Source organism: Haloferax gibbonsii ATCC 33959 (assembly GCF_000336775.1).
Lineage (GTDB): Archaea > Halobacteriota > Halobacteria > Halobacteriales > Haloferacaceae > Haloferax > Haloferax gibbonsii.
Genome location: NZ_AOLJ01000025.1, coordinates 81,032 through 97,227, shown reverse-complemented (window position 1 = coordinate 97,227; position 16,196 = coordinate 81,032). Strand labels below are relative to the sequence as shown.

The following is a 16,196-nucleotide window of genomic DNA, read 5'->3' as shown; positions in this document are numbered from 1 at the left end:
TTCTTCCCTGTTCGGGTTCGCGGTCGCCCGCGCGACGACGTGACGGGGTCGAGTGTTCGGCGCAGAACGAGGGGCCGTGCGGCGACGGACCGACTTACAGGTTTGGTCCCACGTCGTCGATGACGCAGCTATCGACGAAGACGACGACGTGGTCGCCGGGTTCGATGACGGTGTCCCCGCGGGGGGTGATGAACTCGCGACGGCGGGTTATCGCGCCGATGACGACGCCTTCGGGGAGCGTCGCGACCGACTCCCGAATCGGCTTGCCGGCGAGGACGCTCTCGGCGTCGATTTCGATTTCGAGCACCTCGGCCTTGTCCGATTCGATGAGTGCGACGTTCTCCGCGCCGCCCTCGCGGGTGAACCGCGTTATCTCTTCGGCGACGACCTCGCGGGGGCTGACGCCCACGTCGACGCCGACGGCCTCGAACAGGTCCACGTACGGCGTCGTGTCGATGACGGCGACGGTGCGTTCGACGCCGAGGCGGGCGGCGAGCAGCGACACGAGCAGGTTCTTCTCGTCGGAGTCGAGCGCCGAGACGAGCAGGTCGGCGTCGCCGATGTACTCGCGTTCGAGGAAGTCCACGTCGGTCGCGTCGCTCTCCATGACGATGGTCCCCGGAAGCATCTCCGCGAGTTCGCGGGCGCGCTCCGCGTCGTACTCGATGAGTCTGGGCTTGAAGCCGCGCTCTTCGAGCAGGCGGGCGACGTGGTAGCCGATTTCGCTCCCGCCGACGATGACGACCTCCTCGGCGGTTCCCGGCGGTTCGTCCGGCGAGACGGAACTGGCGAACCCTTGGACGCTCTTGGGGCTGCCGATGACGACGACGCGGTCGCCGGGGCCGATGACGGAGTCCCCGCGGGGGATGGTGACCTCGCCGTCGCGGAGGATGGCCGCGAAGGTCAGCGAGTCGAACCGGTCGGCCTCGCTCACGGTCTGGTTGGCGACGGGGCTCTCCTCGTCGACTTCGAACTCGGCCATCTGGACCTGCCCGCCCGCGAAGGGGTCCACGTCGCGGGCGGCGGGGAGGCCGACGACGCGGACGATGGACTCCGCGGCGAGCAGGTTCGTACAGACCATGAAGTCGATGCCGAACGCCTTCTCCGAGCGCTGCCACGTCCGGAGGTACTCCGTGTTCTTGACGCGGGCGATGGTGAACGCGTTCGAGATGGCCTTGGCGGTCGCGCAGGCGACGATGTTCGTCTCGTCGTCGTCGGTCGAGGCGATGACCATGTCGGCGCGCTCGACGTCGGCCTCTTCGAGCGTGTCCACGGAGGTTCCGTCGCCGTGGAGCGCCAGCACGTCGAGCGAGTAGTTCAGTTCGTCGACGCGCTCCGGGTCGCAGTCGATGACGACGACCTCGTGGGTCTCGTCGAGGTCGGCCGCGATGGACGACCCGACCTGTCCGGCACCGATGATTATCACGCGCACCAGAGACCAGCCCCTGTCATACCCCTGTGTTGGACGGCGGGCGCGTATGTGCATTTCCCTTCGCGAATACCCCGGCCACCGTCGCTCACGGCCCCGGTTTCGCGTGTATCGTGAGTTCAACGCGCCGCGGCCGCCCCTCGATGTCGGCGACGATTCGCTCGACGATTCGCTCGGCCTCCTTCTGGAGCACCGGTCGGAGTTTGTCGATGACCCAGCCCAGCGAGACGAACCGCGGGAGGTCGATGTCGCCCGCGGAGACGCTGTCGGGGTCGTACTCGACCTCGAAGAAGACGCGACAGGCGGTGTCGGCGTCCGACGGGGCCCCGTCGGGCAGGTCGTCGAGTTCCTCCACCCGCCAGCGGCCGACGGCGTGGACGTCCTTGGTGATGGTCCAGTCGATGCGCGTCGGCGGGGTGACGTCCGTCACCTTCGACTCGGCGGTGTAGGTGAGCTTCCACCACGAAAAGTACAGGGCGTACCGCGTGCCCGGCGACCCGTCGCCCGACTGTCGCACGTCTCGCAGGTGCTTCGAGTAGTCGGCGTACCGCGGGAAGTCCACGAGGAACTCGTATATCTCCTCGGGGGGCAGGTAGACGACGGTGCTGACGGCTATCTCGTCCACGAGCGTCGAATGGGGTCGGCGGGACCAAAGCCTTGTGGGCCGCGTCGCCCGTTCCCGCGGGACCGACAGCCGTCGCAATCGCAACCTATAATCGGCCGGTGTCTCGACCTAGAGCCGAGATGGTGGGGGGGACGCTTCGGGACGTCAGGGCCGAGATTCGGTCGCTGGCGCGTCCCGACGGCGACTACGCGATAGTGTGCGGTCGCACTGGTTCGGAGCCCGGTGCCGCGACGGGCCGGCGGTTTCCGGACCGGCGCACCGCCGGGGCGGCCGCGGAACTGACGAGAGACTACCGGGCGGCGCTTCGGCGATACGACCCGAACATCCCGTACGACGACCCGCAGGTGTACGAGGTGTCGAAGGGGCCGCCTCGGTCGGCCGCAGCGGGGTCGGAAGACGACTACACCCGCTACAGTGCCTTCTGTCACGACACCGCGGGCGCGCTGTTCGAGGCGCTGTCGGAACTCGGCCACCGGGAGGCCGAGACCGCCGCGATGGAGACGTACCTCACGCTGGCCGAGGTCGTCGACGACCACGACGACTTCTGTCTCACCTTGGTGTGGAGCCTGATGAGCGAACTGGACGTCCGCCTCTCGCCCGCCGAGCAGCGGGCGGTCGTCGAGGCGGCCGCGGACCTGTTTTGTCCGACTGCGACGCCGAACCCGGTTGACGCGACGCTCGGGCACCTCGAAACGGCCGGCTTCGTCGAGGGCTACTCGGTACGGCCGATTCCCGACGCCGAGGCCGATGTCGGGACCGGCGGGATGTCCGAAACTGACGTCCCCACGAACGCCCGTACCGACGCTCGGACCGACGGCGACGACAGCTCTCGGACGTGGGAACTCACCTTCGGCGACTACGCGCTCGCGGAGCGGACCGGCCGGATTCCGACGCTCCCCATCGCCGTGTCGCTCCTCCGACGGACGCCCGGGCGGGCGGTGCGCTTCATCGACGGCGAGGCGCTCTCGGACGGTCGCTGGCGGCTTCGCGTCCGGATGACCCCGGAAGGCGACTCCGCGGGGCTCGTCAGCGTCGAGGCGGCCGAGAACCGCTGGCTCAACGACCCGAGCGCGTCGCTGGGGCGGTAGCGCGCGTCTCGCGCGGCACGGGATTCGGCAGACTTCGGCGACATCCGCACGGTTTTACTCGCCGCTGAGCTATCGCACGGCATGAGCGAGACGAATCCACGAGACGCGCTCGTCGTCGGCGGCGGCGTCGCTGGCCTCACCGCCGCGACGTTCCTCGCGCGCGCCGGCCTCGACACCCTCGTCGTCAACGACGGCGAGCCGATCGTTCGCCGAAACGCCCACCTCGAAAACGTCCCCGGCTTCCCGGCGGGCGTCAACAGTCGACTGTTCACCGACCTGCTCTCCGAACAGGCCGACCGAAACGGCGCGGACCGACTGACGGGCCGGGTCACCGACCTCGACGTGCTCGGCGACGACGACCCGCTGTTCCGCGCGACCGTCGAGACCGACGACGGCGAAGAGACCGTCGAGGCGTCGCGGGTCGTCGCGGCGTCGTGGTCCGACGCGTCGTACCTCGAAGACACGGGCGTCGACCTCCGCGCCGCCGGGTCGAAGACCTACGTCGACGTGGACGACCTCGGCCGGACCGCCGTCCCCGGCATCTACGCCGCGGGGCGACTGACCGAGATTTACCACCAGGCGGTCGTCGCCGCCGGCGACGCCGCGGAGACGGCCATCACGCTGGTCCACGATTCGGGGACGGCGTTCTACAACGACTGGGTCGCGCCGACCGGCTACTTCACCGACCGCGGCCGCGAGGTGCCGCCGGCCTGCGAGGAGATAGACGCCGACGAGCGCGCCCGCCGCGAGCGCGAGTCCCGCGAGGTCATGCGCGAGTTCTTCGCCGAACCGCACGACGAGCCCCAGCGCACGCACCCGAGCCTCGTCGACGACGAACTCGGGCGACTCGACGAATAACCGACTCCGATTCGCGCGGGTGCGGTCCGAGACCACCCCGCGCGGACGCGAATCCTTTTAACCGATAGCGGGCGCAGAGACGAGTGAATGCTCGAAGGTGTGAACGTCGCGCTCGGGGTGACGGGGAGTATCGCGGCCGTGAAAGTCGTCGAGTTGGCGCACGAACTCCGACGGCGGGGCGCGTCGGTCCGCGCGGTGATGACCGACGCCGCGACGGGAATCATCCACCCGTGGGCCGTCGAGTTCGCCACCGACAACGACGTCGTGACCGAGATTACCGGCCGCGTCGAACACGTCGAACTCTGCGGCCGCGAAGGTTGGGCCGACGTGTTCCTCGTCGCGCCCGCGACCGCCAACACGGTCGGCAAGATAGCCGCCGCCGTCGACGACTCCCCCGTGACGACCACCGCGACCACCGCCATCGGCGCGGGCGTCCCGGTCGTCGTCGCGCCCGCGATGCACGAGCCCATGTACGACCACCCCGGCGTCCTCGACGCCATCGAGCGGGTGCGGTCGTGGGGCGTGGAGTTCGTCGACCCGCGCGTCGAGGAGGGGAAGGCGAAAATCGCCACCGAGGAGGCCATCGTCACCGGCGTGGCGACGGCGACGACCGAACAGTCGCTCGCCGGGAAGTCGGTCGTCGTCACCGCCGGCGCGACGACCGAATCCATCGACCCCATTCGAACCCTCTCGAACCGCGCCTCCGGTCGCACGGGTCGCGCCGTCGCCCGCGCGCTCGCGATTCGCGGCGCGGACGTGACGCTCGTCCACGACGGCGACGACGTACACTACGCCGACGTGCTCGCCGTCGAGTCGGCGGCCGAGATGCTGGAGGCCGTCGAGGCCGCGGTCGACGCCGACGCCGACGCGCTCGTCTCCGCGGCCGCCATCTCCGATTTCACCGTCGAGGCGGCCGACCAGAAGATTCGCTCCGGCGAGGCGCGCACGCTCGACCTCGAACCCGCGCCGAAGCTCATCGACGCGGTCCGCGGTTCGCATCCCGACCTCACCATCGTCGGCTTCAAAGCCGAGACGACCGGCGACGACGAGGCGATGGTCGGCGAGGCCCGCCGCATCATGGACCGCGTCGGCCTCGCGTTCGTCGTCGCCAACGACGCCTCCGTCATGGGCGCGGACGAGACCCGCGCGCTCGTCGTCCGCGCCGACGAGACGAGCGAGTACGTCGGGTCGAAAGACGGGCTCGGCGCGCGCGTCGCTGACGAACTGAAAACGGAACTCTCGTGAAAAAACGACCCGGCCCGGCTCGGGACTACGCGAGTAGTCCGACGAGCACGCCGCCGAGTATCAACACGACGAGTGCGATACTCGTCGCAATCGTCGCGCGAAGGCTCCCGACGGTAATCGAGTCCGCCTCGGTCCGTCCGAGGCCGCCGGCGACCCGACGCAACGCGGGGTACGGGTTCGCAATCGCGCCCGCGACGTCGTAGGACGCGGTCGAGACGACGCGGTCGACGGCGGCGAAGAGACCGGTCGAGCCGCGAACCAGCGCGCGGGTGCCGTAGAAGACAGCGGGATTCAACACGGCGTCGACGTCCGGCACGTCTCCGACCTTCGAGAGCGGTTTCTTCACGACCACGAAGCCGACGACCCCGAGCACGGCGAGCGCGAACCCTTCGCCGAGGTGGCTGAGCGTGAAGGGGTGCGCGTCGGCGGTGCTTCCGGGCAGTATCGCGAACAGCGCGTCTGGGTACAGCCCGAAGGCGACACAGAGCCCCGCGACGCTGAGCATCGCGACCGACTGGCCCGTCCCGGCGCGGTCGAGCGACCAGTCGCGGTCCGCATCGCGGAAGAACGCGTAGTAGCCGAACTTGATGAACGACATGAACGTTCCGACGCCCCCGGCGAGGAGGAGGTAGAAGATGCCGTCCAGATGCTCCTTGTGGGCGGCGGCGGTAATCATGCCCTTGCTGACGAACCCGTTGAAGCCGGGGAAGCCGCTAATCGAGAGGGCGGCGACGGTGAACGCGAGCGCGGTCGCCGGCAACGCCCCGCGGAGGTTCCCCAGGTACTTGAGGTTCTCTTCGCCGGTCCGCGAGAGGACGACGCCGGCGGTCATGAACAACAGCGCCTTGTAGAGGATGTGGTTGTAGACGTGCGCGAACGCGCCGGCGGTCGCGAGCGCCGTGCCGATGCCGACGCCGGCGACCATGTACCCGACCTGCGACTGGATGTGGTACGCCAGGAGCCGTCGCATGTCGTTTTGCATGAGCGCGTAGCCGACGCCGACGACGGCCATCGCGGTCCCCATGTACGCGATTGCGAGGTTCCCGTCGGGGAACGCGCGAGCGAGGCCGTAAACCCCGGTCTTCGTCGTGTAGACCGACAGGAAGACGCTCGCGGCGAAGTGGGGACGCGGATACGTGTCGGGAAGCCACGTGTGCAACCCGACGTATCCGACGTTGACGCCGATACCGAGCGCCGCGAGCGCGGCCGGAACGCCGGCCGCGATACCGCCGGTCGCCGAGAAGAGGAACGACCCCACCTCGACGTAGTGCCAGACGATAGCGCCCATGAGCAGGCTGCCGCCGAGCCCGTGGGCAATCGCGTAGCGGTAGCCCGCGCGCACCGCTTCGCCGCCGTAGTCCCAGACGAGAAGCGTGCTCGTGACCGCCATGAGTTCCCAGAAGAACACCATGGTGAGCCAGTCGCCGGCGAAGACCGCGCCGAGGCTCGTCCCCACGTAACCGAGGGCGTAGGCCGTCTGGATGTTCCGCGCGTCCGACGAGTACGAGTAGAGGACGGCGGCCGCGCCGATGAGGCCGAAGATAATCCCCATCAACCGGGAGAACTCGTCGACGTTGAACAACACGGCGTCGAAGCCGAGGAACGTCACCGGCAGGTGTGCGCCGGCCGGGGCGAGAAGCGACCAGACGGCCACCCCGCCGGTCGAGAGCACGCCCAGGGCGTGCCCGACCCGACGCGAGACGAACGGCATGACGAGCGCGACCGCGAGCACGACGAACGCCGGCGGCAGGAGTGTGGCTGTCGACATCAGAACACCACCCCCGTCACGTCGGCGACGACGCGCTGGACGAGCGCGAGGAACACCGCCGTCTGGGGAACGACCCCGAGGACGATTGCGCCGGCCGCGGCAATCGTAATCGGGGCCATCATGAACCACGTGCTCTCGGTGCCGAGTCGACGACGTTCCCACCCGCCGGCCGGTGCGCCGCCGTGGTGGTGGTCGTGGTCGGGTTCGCCGTCGGTCGCGGCGTCGTGGTCGGACTCGCCGTCGGCCACGGCGACGTGGTCGCTCGGATTCCGGTCGACGGCGTACTGCTCACCCTCGGCGACCGAGTCTTTCGACCCGCCGTCGGTGACTGCCCGCACGCCGCCGATGGGGAACTCGATGAGCGGTTTCGCGTCCGAGTCCTCCGGCGTCTGGAAGAACGCCTGGTAGATGACCGGCCAGAAGTAGCCGATATTCAACAGGCCGGACGCCAAGAGCACGAACACGAAGACCGTCTGTCCCGTCTCGATGCTCCCGATGAGGAGGTACCACTTGCTGACGAACCCGGCGACCAGCGGCAGGCCGGCCATCCCGAGGCTCGCGACGGTGAACGCAATCATCGTCAGCGGCATCCGCCGGCCGATTCCCGCCATATCGCTGATATCGTCGGTGTGCGTCTCGACGTGAATCACGCCCGCACAGAAGAACAGAGTGAGCTTCATGAACGCGTGGGCGGGGATGTGGAGCAGCCCGCCGACGAGCGCCGCGGGGGAGAGTAGGGCCAACCCGAGGACGATGTACGAGAGCTGGCTGACCGTCGAGTACGCCAACCGCCGTTTGAGGTTGTCCTGTCGGAGAGCGATGATACTCGCGACGACGATGGTGAACGCGGCGACCGCGGCGAGCGGAAGGCCGACTCCGAGCGAGCCGACTGCGTCGGGACCGTACACGTCGAGGATGACGCGGGCGATACCGAACACGCCGCTTTTGACGACCGCGACGGCGTGGAGCAACCCGGAGACCGGGGTCGGGGCGACCATCGCGTCGGGGAGCCACGAGTGGACCGGCATGAGCGCGGCCTTCACGCCGAAGCCGGCGACGAGCAGCGCGAACGCGGCCCGCGCGACGACCGGGTCGGCGTTCGCGAGCGCGGCGATGCCGCCAGCGGAGAACTCGACGGTTCCGGTCGTCAAGAACACGAGCGCCGTCCCGGCCAGGGCGGCGACCCCGCCACCGAAGGTGTACGCGAGGTACTTCCGACCGGCCTTTCGGGCCTCCTCGGTCTCGTCGTGCGTGACGAGCGGATACGTCGCCACCGTCAACAGCTCGTAGAAGACGTACAGGACGATGAGGTTCGAGGCGAACGCGACGCCGAGGGCGGCGCTGACGCTCCCCGCGAAGGCCGCGAAGTACCGCGTCTGGGCGTGTTCGTCCAGCCCGCGCATGTAGCCGATGCTGTAGAAGCTCGTGATGAGCCACAGGAGGCTCGCGAGCAGGGCGAATATCATCCCGAGCGGGTCGGCCCGGAGGACGAACCGAACTCCGGGGACGAACGTCCCGAGGTCGGTGACGTACGTCGTCCCGTTGAGAACCCCCGGAACCATGCTTGCGACGATACCCAGTGCGGAGACCGCAGAGAGGACGGTGAAGCCCTCCCTGACGTTGGGACTGCGTTTCGATGCGACGATAGTGACGATACCGACCGCCGCGGCTAGCACCGCCGCGAGCGGTCTCAGTGAGAAAACGTCTGTCATTTAGAAGTACACCTCCAGTGCCGGTTGGATGACGGTGATGAGGTCGGAGCCGAGAACGCCGAGCACCACCGCGGCGACCGCCGAGACGACGACGACCGCGCGCATGCCGAACGACACCTCGACGGTTTCGTTTCCGCCGTCGGTCGAGACGGCGTCAGCCTCGGGTTCGGGCGCGGTGAAGTACATTCGCTCGATGACCCGGCCGAAGTACGCGAGGGTGAGAAGCGTGCTCACCACGACGACGGCCGCGACGGACCACGCGCCGGCTTCGACCGCACCGACGACGATGTTCCACTTCCCGACGAACCCGACGGCCGGCGGGATGCCGACCATCGAGAAGGCGAGCACGGCGAACGCCGCGCTCGACACCGGTGCCTTCGCGGCGAGTCCCGCGAAGTCCTCGACCGTCCGCACGCCGAGACCGGTGGCGAATACGCCGACGGTGAGGAACAGCCCGCCTTTCATCACCGCGTGGCCGACGAGGTGGACGACCGCTCCGACGAGCGCCGTCTCGTTCGCGAGGCCGATCGCGGCGACGACCAGACCGAACTGCGAGACCGAGGAGTACGCGAGCATGCGTTTGAGGTCGGACTGCATGACCGCGAGGACCGCCCCGACGACGATACTCACCGACGCGAGCGCCACGAGGGCGTCGCCGGCGAGCGAGACCTCGTCGAGGAACTCGGTCGTGTACACCGCGTAGATGATGCGGACGAGCGCGTAGCCGGCCGCCGTCGAGACGAGCGCGGAGATGTACGCGCTGACGGTGTCGGGCGACTCGGCGTAGGCACCGGGCTGCCACGTGTGCAGCGGGAAGACGGCGACCTTGACCAGGAGGCCTGTCACGATGAGCCCGAAGCTCGTCAGTATCGCTGGCGAGGAGTAGCCGACAGACGCGACCGCCTCGGTGAGGTCCGCCATGTTGAGCGTCCCCGTCATGATGTAGAGGTACCCGACGCCGAGCAGGTAGAGGGACGCGCCGATGGTCCCGACGAACAGGTACTTGAGGCTCGCTAACGCCGCGCTCGGCGACCGACCGCTGGCGACGAGGGCGTAGGTCGCGAGTCCCGTAATCTCCAGGAAGACGTACAGGTTGAACACGTCCGCGGTCGCGAAGACGCCGGAGATGCCGGCCGTGAGCAGTGCGAGTTCGCTGTAGAACGCGTTCGAGTGCGGCCCCGCGCGGCGGGCGTAAGCGAGCACGCCGAGCGTCGAAAGCGACACGAGCACGAGCAGCGGCGCGGAGATGCCGTCGGCGACGAGTTCGATGCCGAACGGCGGTTCGAACCCACCGACGGCGTACGAGATCCGGCCGACGTCGAGAACCCGCGCCGCGACGGTCGCGGAGAGTCCGAGGTGGACGAGGCCCATCGCGGCCGCGACGAACCAACCGATTCGCTCGAACCGGCCCCCGAGAGCGACGGGGAACAGCGACGCGGCGATGGGGACGACCACGAGGAGGACGAGCGCGTCAGTCATCGACCTGCACCTCCTTGATGACGTCTTCGTCCAGCGAACCGTAGCCGTCGTAGATGCGGATGACGAGCGCGAGCGCGACCGCCGTCAGGCTCACCCCGACGACGATAGCCGTCAGGATGAGCACGTGCGGAAGCGGGCTCACGAACGTCTCTTCGCCGTGGCCGACCACGGGCGGAGCCCCGCCGTCGACGTACCCGGTCGTCACGAAAAACAGGAAGATGCCGACCTGGAAGATGTTCATACCGATGATCTTCTTGACGAGGTTCGGACTGCCCATGACGACGTAGAGTCCGATACCGAACAGCAGGATGCTCGCGACGTAGTTGTAGTGCGTCGTGAGGAGGTCGATCACGCGTCGTCACCTCCGGAGTCGTGGTTGAATCCACCCGCGAGGTTCATGAACAGCGAGACGATGACGCCCGCGACGATTGCGCCGATGCCGAGTTCGACGAGTTCGATACCGTACTTCACGCCGTGGCTGATACCGTAGGCGGCGTACTCCAGGAACGCCCCGTCGAACGCGAGCGCACCGATTCCGATACCGACGAACGTCGTCGCGCCGACGCCGACGAGGAGTCGGATGACGCTGTCGTCGAGCCACTCGCGCGTCGGCTCGATACCGAACGCGAACGCGAGCATGATGATGCTCGACGCGACGATCGCGCCGCCCTGGAACCCGCCGCCGGCGGACTCCGCGCCGTGGAACATGACGAACAGCCCGAACGTGAACACGAACGGGCTGACGACGCGAACCGTCGTCATGATAATCGTACTCTCGACGTACGCGCTGAGAGAGCCGTCGGTGGCGCTCATACGTACACCTCCTTGCGGAGGACGACGAGGACCGCGAGCCCCGCCGCGAGAACGACCGCGGCCTCACCGAGCGTGTCGAACCCGCGGTAGGCGGCCAAAATCGCCGTCACGACGTTTTCGACTTCGGTCTGCGGATAGGCGTTTTCGAGGTAATACCGGGTGATCTCCGAGGTCGCGACCGGCGAGGTCGGGTCGCCGATAGTGGGGAGCGACCGAACCGTCGTGAGCAACACGCCCACGAGACCGGTCGCGATTATCGCGGGCCCCCACGCGACGCGCTCGAAGAGTCGGTCCCCGCCCGGCCGGACCGTTCGGACGATTGCCAGGAGGAACAACACCGTCGTGACACCCGCCCCGACGGCCGCTTCCGTCAGCGCGACGTCGGGCGCTCTGAGGAGGATGTAGACGATTGCGACGCCGAAACTGAACCCGGCGAACGCGATAATCGCGCTGAGGATGTCTCGGAGGAAGGCCACGGCGAGCGCGGCGAAGACGACGAACGTCAGCAACACGCCGTAGAGGAGTAACTGCACGTTCAGTCGCCCTCCTCATCGCTCGCGGTCCACGGTTCGATACCTTGGTCGTGGGCCGCCCGTGCGATGGCGTGAGCGGCCGTCGGGTTAGTGATGAGCATGAACAACAGAAGCAAGACCGTCTTGACGGCGGAGACCTCCGCGCCGAACAGGAGCGCGATTCCGCCGAGGGAGAGCACCGTTCCGAGCGTATCGCTCTTCGAAGTCGCGTGGGCGCGGGTGTAGAGGTCGGGCAGTCGGATGATTCCGACGACCGCGACGAAACTGAAGAAGACGCCCGCGAGGACGAGTCCCACGACGAGGTATTCGAGGGGCGTCATCTCAGAGGACACCCCCGCGCTCGACGATGAACTTGGAGATGGCGATGCTGGCGAGGAAGTTCAAGAGCGCGTACACGAGCGCGACGTCCAGGAATCCGGAGAGACCGAACGCGGCGGCGACGAGCGCCAACACGACGACCGTGTTCGTCCCGATGGCGTTGATCGCGATGACGCGGTCTTCCATCGTCGGTCCGCGGACGACGCGGTACAGGAGGACGACCGCGAACGTGATGAACGCGCCCGCGGCACCGAGTAACACCGTCTCGAACGTCGAGAGCTGTCCGAGCATCGTCACTCGTCACCGTCCGTTTGGTCGTCGTCGGTCCACGAGGCTATCGTCCCGCGCTCTGCGGGCGTCGGGATACGAGCCGCCGAGCGTCCGTAGAAGACGAACCGAACGGCGCGTTCGAGCGCGCCGCCCGCGAGCCCGTCTCGGGCGGAGCCGGTGAGCGAGTGAATGATGAGACTGTCGCGGTCCATATCGACGGTCAGGGTCCCCGGCGTGAGCGTGATGCTGTTCGCGAGGGTCGTCACCGAGAGGTCACCCCAAATCGCCGCCCGGTACCGCTGCATCTCCGGGTCGATGGGGAGGTCCGGGTGGAGGATGATGTAGGCCACGGAGAAGTTGGCCTTCACGATCTCCCACAACAGGTAGGGAACGTAGAGGAGAAAGCGGGCGATTCGGGCGACGCTTCCGGTCGCGGACGGCGTGTTCACGAACGAGATGCGCGCGAAGACCGCCGTCACGACGCCGGCGGAGACCGCGCCGGTGACGAGGTTGAACGTGTCGAAGACGCCCGCGAGGAGGAGGTAGAACCCGAACGAGACGCCGAACATCGCGAGGGCCTTCGAGACGTTCGCTCGGCTGGGAAGTCGGCTGCGCTCGACGACGCGGTCGACCGGCGCTTCCTCGACCAGTAGCCCCGACCGCGCGAGTTCGAACTCGAGGGGCTGGAGCATCGGTGCGCTCCCGCCGGGTTGGTACTCCGGGTCGAGAACGATGCGGTCGAGGCCGCGGTCACGAGCGTACTCGAGGAGTACTTCGGCGAAATCGTTCGGTGAGAAGAGGTATCGGTCCTCGCCGACGACGGCGGTTTCGATAGAGACCGAGACGTCCTCGGCGTCGAGGTCGCCGTCGTCGTCGTAGTCGAGGTCGTCGTTCGCCCAGACGCGCGCCCGTTCGAGGGTTTCGGCGACGGCGTCGGCCGCTGAACGCTCGCTCTCGTCGACCAGTTGCCATCGGACGGGGTACACGAAGTGAACGGTCGATTCTTCGCCGGTCTCCGAGGCGATGCGCCGCGCCTCGCGGACCGCGTATGCGACGGTGTTCCGGAACGTGGACGACTCTCCGACCGGAACGAGAATACGGGAACTCGTATCGGGCATCAGCCACCTCCGAAGTCGGACCGGACGATTCGTCGGGACGTTCGATACTGGCTCATTGGTACTACGTGTCTGTAGCGAAAGCCAAGCAAAACCCTTTCCGCTATCCGACGGTCAGACGCGGGTCGCAGTGTCCAATCGAGACCGCTGAAACGGCGTCGACATCCGGGGTTACGGCTCGTTCGTCGAGTCTCCGGCGAACGGGCTGTAGGGACAGGTGTACTCGTTGCGGATTATCTCTTCTTCCGCAATCTCGAACCCCATATCGCTGAGTTCGCGCCCGATGCGACTCAGGTCGTCGCTGTTTCGACCGAGCGCGACGATGTGGACGTTCTTCTCGCCGGACATGATCTCCCGAACCGAGATGACTCCCTCGACCGAGAGGGCGTTCTTCGCGAGTTCTTCTCGCTTCGAAATCGGCGCCGTACAGAAGATGATCGTGTGGAGCTGGTAGCCGAGCGCCTCGTAGTCGATGTCGAGGTGGCTCCCCCGGATAATCCCGCTCGATTCGAGCTTCGAAATCCGGTTTCGAACCGTGCTCGAAGAGACGTTACGTGCGGACGCGATATCGTTTCCCGACGTGTGTCGCGCGTCTTTCTGCAGCGCATAAAGGATGTATCTATCGAGCTCGTCGATGGATGTCGACGCCATGAGCCGACCAATGGGGCTCCTGAAAATATGTGTTTTGGTCGCGTAAACCACCGACGAACGCGCGGAACGCGGTGAACTGTCCGCCGGGGTCAGAACAACCGACGGTCGAGCGCGCGCATGAGTCGCCCGCGCCGAGCCGCGTCCTGACCGTGAACCGCGAGTACCGAACCGCTCCACTCGTCGATGACCGCCTTCGCGTCCGACGCCCCGTTCCACTCGTCGGCGGCCACAACGAGGAGGTCGCTCTCGGTCGACGGGGCGTGGCGGCCACCGTCCGTGGAGAGCGTCCCCATCTCGACGGGAGCGCTACACAGCTCCGCGATGTCGGCTTTGTACTGTTCGAGGGACTGTCGCCGGGCCGCCGAGTCGGTGGTGTCCCCGCAGTGGCTCAGGTGGATTCGACCCTCGGACTCGCTCGCCAGCGCGTCCGCGACGGCGACTTTCGTCGGGTCGTACGGCCCCTGGCTCGCGAGCAGTTCGACGGTGTGAATCCCGTCGAGTTCGGGTCCCTTGAGTAGACCGGCTTCGCAGGGTGCGTGGCGGAGAATCCACGACGTGTCGGTTCCGAAGAGCCGCTCGCTCACGCGCTTTGTCCCCGTCGGGTGCTCTACGAGGAGGAAGTCGACGTCCTGGTTGTCGGCGTAGTTGACGACCGCGTGTCGCGTGTCGTGGGTGACGATGGTGCCGCACCGTATCGGCACGCCGAACTCGTCGTCGAGCTCGTCGGTCTGTCGTTCGAACTCGACGTCTGCGGGCGATTCGACCGCTGACGCGTAGGCCAAGGACGTCTGGTCCGGCACCGTCTCGAACCGCGCGACCGTGACCCGCCCGTCGTTGGCGCGAGCGAGCCTCGAAGCCACCTGAATCAGCGCCCGCTCTCTGGCTTTCGAGATGTCGTGCGAAATCGCCACGAGGGCGTGGTACTCGTCGCGGTGCGCTTGGATGGCCGCTTCGGCTCGTTCGACCGCGTTGCGGCTGACCTCTTGGCGAACAGCGTCGGCGGCCGCGCCCTCGCGGTCGACGCGAGACCGGGCGTAGACGAAGAACCAGAGGGCGCCCGCGATTGTGAGAACGACCGCGCCGACGAGCGGGACGGTCCCCATCTGCGTGAGGAGGACGAGACCGCTGACCGCGCCGAACACCTGCATCCACGGGTACAGCGGCGAGGTGAACGACGGTTCGTACTCGACGTGTCCCTCTCGGAACGCGACGACGGCGAGGTTGATGAGGACGAACACGAGGAGCTGGAACGCGCTCGCGAGCTTCGCGATGTCGAGCAGCGGAACGAACGCGATGAGGAGCAACAGCACGACGCCCGTGAGGGTAATCGACGTGCTCGGGGTTCCGAACCGGTCGCTAATCGTCGACAGCGACGGCGGGGCGAGTTTGTCTCGGCTCATCGCGAACGGGTACCGCGACGAGGAGAGAACCCCGGCGTTCGCGGTACTGACCAGCGCGAGGACCGCAGCCACGACGACGGCGACGACGCCGGCGGTTCCGAGCGACGCCTCCGCGGCGAGCGCCATCGGCGTCGCGCTCTCGGCGAGGACGCCGCGGTCGGTGACTCCGACCATCACGGCGACGATGAGGACGTAGAGGACCGTCGTGAACCCGAGCGACCCGAGGATGCCGAGCGGGATGTTTCGGTCGGGGTCTTCGACCTCTTCGGCGACGCTCGCTACTTTCGTCACGCCCGCGTAGGAGACGAACACGAGACCGGTCGCGGTGAGCAAGCCGCCGACTCCGCCGTTGAAGAACGGACGGAAGTTCGTCGACTCGACGGTCGGCGTCCCGCCGAGGACGAACCAGACGAGCGCGACGAGCATGATGGCGACGATTCCGACCTGTAGCCTCCCGGTCTGTTTCGCCCCGACGAGGTTGACGACGACGAGGAGCGCCGCGAGCGCGAGCGCGACCGGCGTGACGACCGTGGAGGGGACGTCGAACAGCAACAGCAGGTACGGCACGCCGCCGACGAGTGCGAGCGCACCCTTGAACGAGAGCGAGAACCACGTGCCGATACCGGCGATGGTTCCCAACAGTGGGCCCATCCCTCGCTCGATGAACAGGTAGGTGCCGCCGGCTTCGGGCATCGCCGTCGCCATCTCGGATTTCGACAGCGCCGCGGGCAGCACGAGAATGCCGGCGATCAAGTACGCCAGGATAACCGCGGGACCCGCGATGTCGATCGCAAGCGCCGGTAAAATGAAGATTCCGCTGCCGACCATCGCCCCGATACTGATCGCGAGCACCGAGAAGAGACCGAGGTCTCGTTCGAGCGTTTTTTCCACG

General features: G+C 67.4%; 16 protein-coding genes. 3 read left to right on the top strand and 13 right to left on the bottom strand.

What is annotated here, in order from left to right:
* Nucleotides 1-94: 94 nt before the first annotated feature.
* Both trkA and C454_RS17125 read right to left on the bottom strand, forming a co-directional pair.
* Nucleotides 95-1,432, bottom strand: coding sequence for a Trk system potassium transporter TrkA (trkA, locus tag C454_RS17130; RefSeq protein ID WP_004977552.1), 1,338 nt, complete (start codon nucleotides 1,430-1,432; stop codon nucleotides 95-97).
* A gap of 85 nt (nucleotides 1,433-1,517) precedes the next feature.
* Nucleotides 1,518-2,054, bottom strand: coding sequence for a type II toxin-antitoxin system RatA family toxin (locus C454_RS17125; protein ID WP_004977551.1), 537 nt, complete (start codon nucleotides 2,052-2,054; stop codon nucleotides 1,518-1,520).
* Between the two features lie 119 nt (nucleotides 2,055-2,173).
* Here C454_RS17125 and C454_RS17120 point away from each other — a divergent pair, with 119 nt between their 5' ends.
* From C454_RS17120 to coaBC, 3 genes are all read left to right on the top strand, one after another.
* Nucleotides 2,174-3,142, top strand: coding sequence for a DUF7551 domain-containing protein (locus C454_RS17120; protein ID WP_004977550.1), 969 nt, complete (start codon nucleotides 2,174-2,176; stop codon nucleotides 3,140-3,142).
* A gap of 81 nt (nucleotides 3,143-3,223) precedes the next feature.
* The gene (locus C454_RS17115) at nucleotides 3,224-4,000 is read left to right on the top strand and encodes an NAD(P)/FAD-dependent oxidoreductase (protein WP_004977549.1); all 777 of its coding nucleotides are present in this window, start codon (nucleotides 3,224-3,226) and stop codon (nucleotides 3,998-4,000) included.
* Nucleotides 4,001-4,087: 87 nt separating this feature from the next.
* A complete protein-coding gene (coaBC, locus tag C454_RS17110) occupies nucleotides 4,088-5,245 on the top strand; it encodes a bifunctional phosphopantothenoylcysteine decarboxylase/phosphopantothenate--cysteine ligase CoaBC (RefSeq protein ID WP_004977548.1) in 1,158 nt (385 codons plus the stop codon).
* A gap of 25 nt (nucleotides 5,246-5,270) precedes the next feature.
* Here the strand turns inward: coaBC and C454_RS17105 are convergent, their stop codons facing one another.
* From C454_RS17105 to C454_RS17055, 11 genes are all read right to left on the bottom strand, one after another.
* Nucleotides 5,271-7,013, bottom strand: coding sequence for a Na(+)/H(+) antiporter subunit D (locus tag C454_RS17105; protein WP_004977547.1), 1,743 nt, complete (start codon nucleotides 7,011-7,013; stop codon nucleotides 5,271-5,273).
* The gene (locus tag C454_RS17100) at nucleotides 7,013-8,725 is read right to left on the bottom strand and encodes a cation:proton antiporter (RefSeq protein WP_004977546.1); all 1,713 of its coding nucleotides are present in this window, start codon (nucleotides 8,723-8,725) and stop codon (nucleotides 7,013-7,015) included. Before C454_RS17100 ends, C454_RS17105 begins: the two co-directional genes overlap by 1 nt.
* On the bottom strand, nucleotides 8,726-10,204 hold the full coding sequence (locus tag C454_RS17095) for a monovalent cation/H+ antiporter subunit D family protein (RefSeq protein WP_004977545.1): 1,479 nt from the start codon (nucleotides 10,202-10,204) through the stop codon (nucleotides 8,726-8,728). It lies immediately after the preceding gene.
* A complete protein-coding gene (locus tag C454_RS17090) occupies nucleotides 10,197-10,556 on the bottom strand; it encodes a cation:proton antiporter subunit C (protein WP_004977544.1) in 360 nt (119 codons plus the stop codon). The genes C454_RS17095 and C454_RS17090 overlap by 8 nt, the downstream gene beginning before the upstream one ends.
* On the bottom strand, nucleotides 10,553-11,017 hold the full coding sequence (locus tag C454_RS17085) for an MnhB domain-containing protein (RefSeq protein WP_004977543.1): 465 nt from the start codon (nucleotides 11,015-11,017) through the stop codon (nucleotides 10,553-10,555). The genes C454_RS17090 and C454_RS17085 overlap by 4 nt, the downstream gene beginning before the upstream one ends.
* Nucleotides 11,014-11,550, bottom strand: a complete 537-nt coding sequence (locus C454_RS17080) for a DUF4040 domain-containing protein (protein WP_004977542.1) — start codon at nucleotides 11,548-11,550, stop codon at nucleotides 11,014-11,016. The genes C454_RS17085 and C454_RS17080 overlap by 4 nt, the downstream gene beginning before the upstream one ends.
* Before the next feature lie 2 nt (nucleotides 11,551-11,552).
* Nucleotides 11,553-11,870 carry a monovalent cation/H(+) antiporter subunit G gene (gene mnhG / locus C454_RS17075; RefSeq protein WP_004977541.1) on the bottom strand — a complete coding sequence of 106 codons (318 nt, stop codon included), beginning with the start codon at nucleotides 11,868-11,870 and terminating at the stop codon, nucleotides 11,553-11,555.
* Nucleotide 11,871: 1 nt separating this feature from the next.
* Nucleotides 11,872-12,159 (bottom strand): cation:proton antiporter, encoded by a 288-nt coding sequence (locus C454_RS17070; protein WP_008092688.1) that lies wholly within the window; start codon nucleotides 12,157-12,159, stop codon nucleotides 11,872-11,874.
* Nucleotides 12,160-12,161: 2 nt separating this feature from the next.
* Nucleotides 12,162-13,256, bottom strand: a complete 1,095-nt coding sequence (locus C454_RS17065) for a monovalent cation/H+ antiporter subunit E (protein WP_004977539.1) — start codon at nucleotides 13,254-13,256, stop codon at nucleotides 12,162-12,164.
* A 168-nt stretch (nucleotides 13,257-13,424) separates the two neighbouring features.
* The gene (locus tag C454_RS17060) at nucleotides 13,425-13,904 is read right to left on the bottom strand and encodes an Lrp/AsnC family transcriptional regulator (protein ID WP_004977538.1); all 480 of its coding nucleotides are present in this window, start codon (nucleotides 13,902-13,904) and stop codon (nucleotides 13,425-13,427) included.
* 89 nt (nucleotides 13,905-13,993) lie between these two features.
* On the bottom strand, nucleotides 13,994-16,195 hold the full coding sequence (locus C454_RS17055) for a universal stress protein (protein ID WP_004977537.1): 2,202 nt from the start codon (nucleotides 16,193-16,195) through the stop codon (nucleotides 13,994-13,996).
* Nucleotide 16,196: the final 1 nt, after the last annotated feature.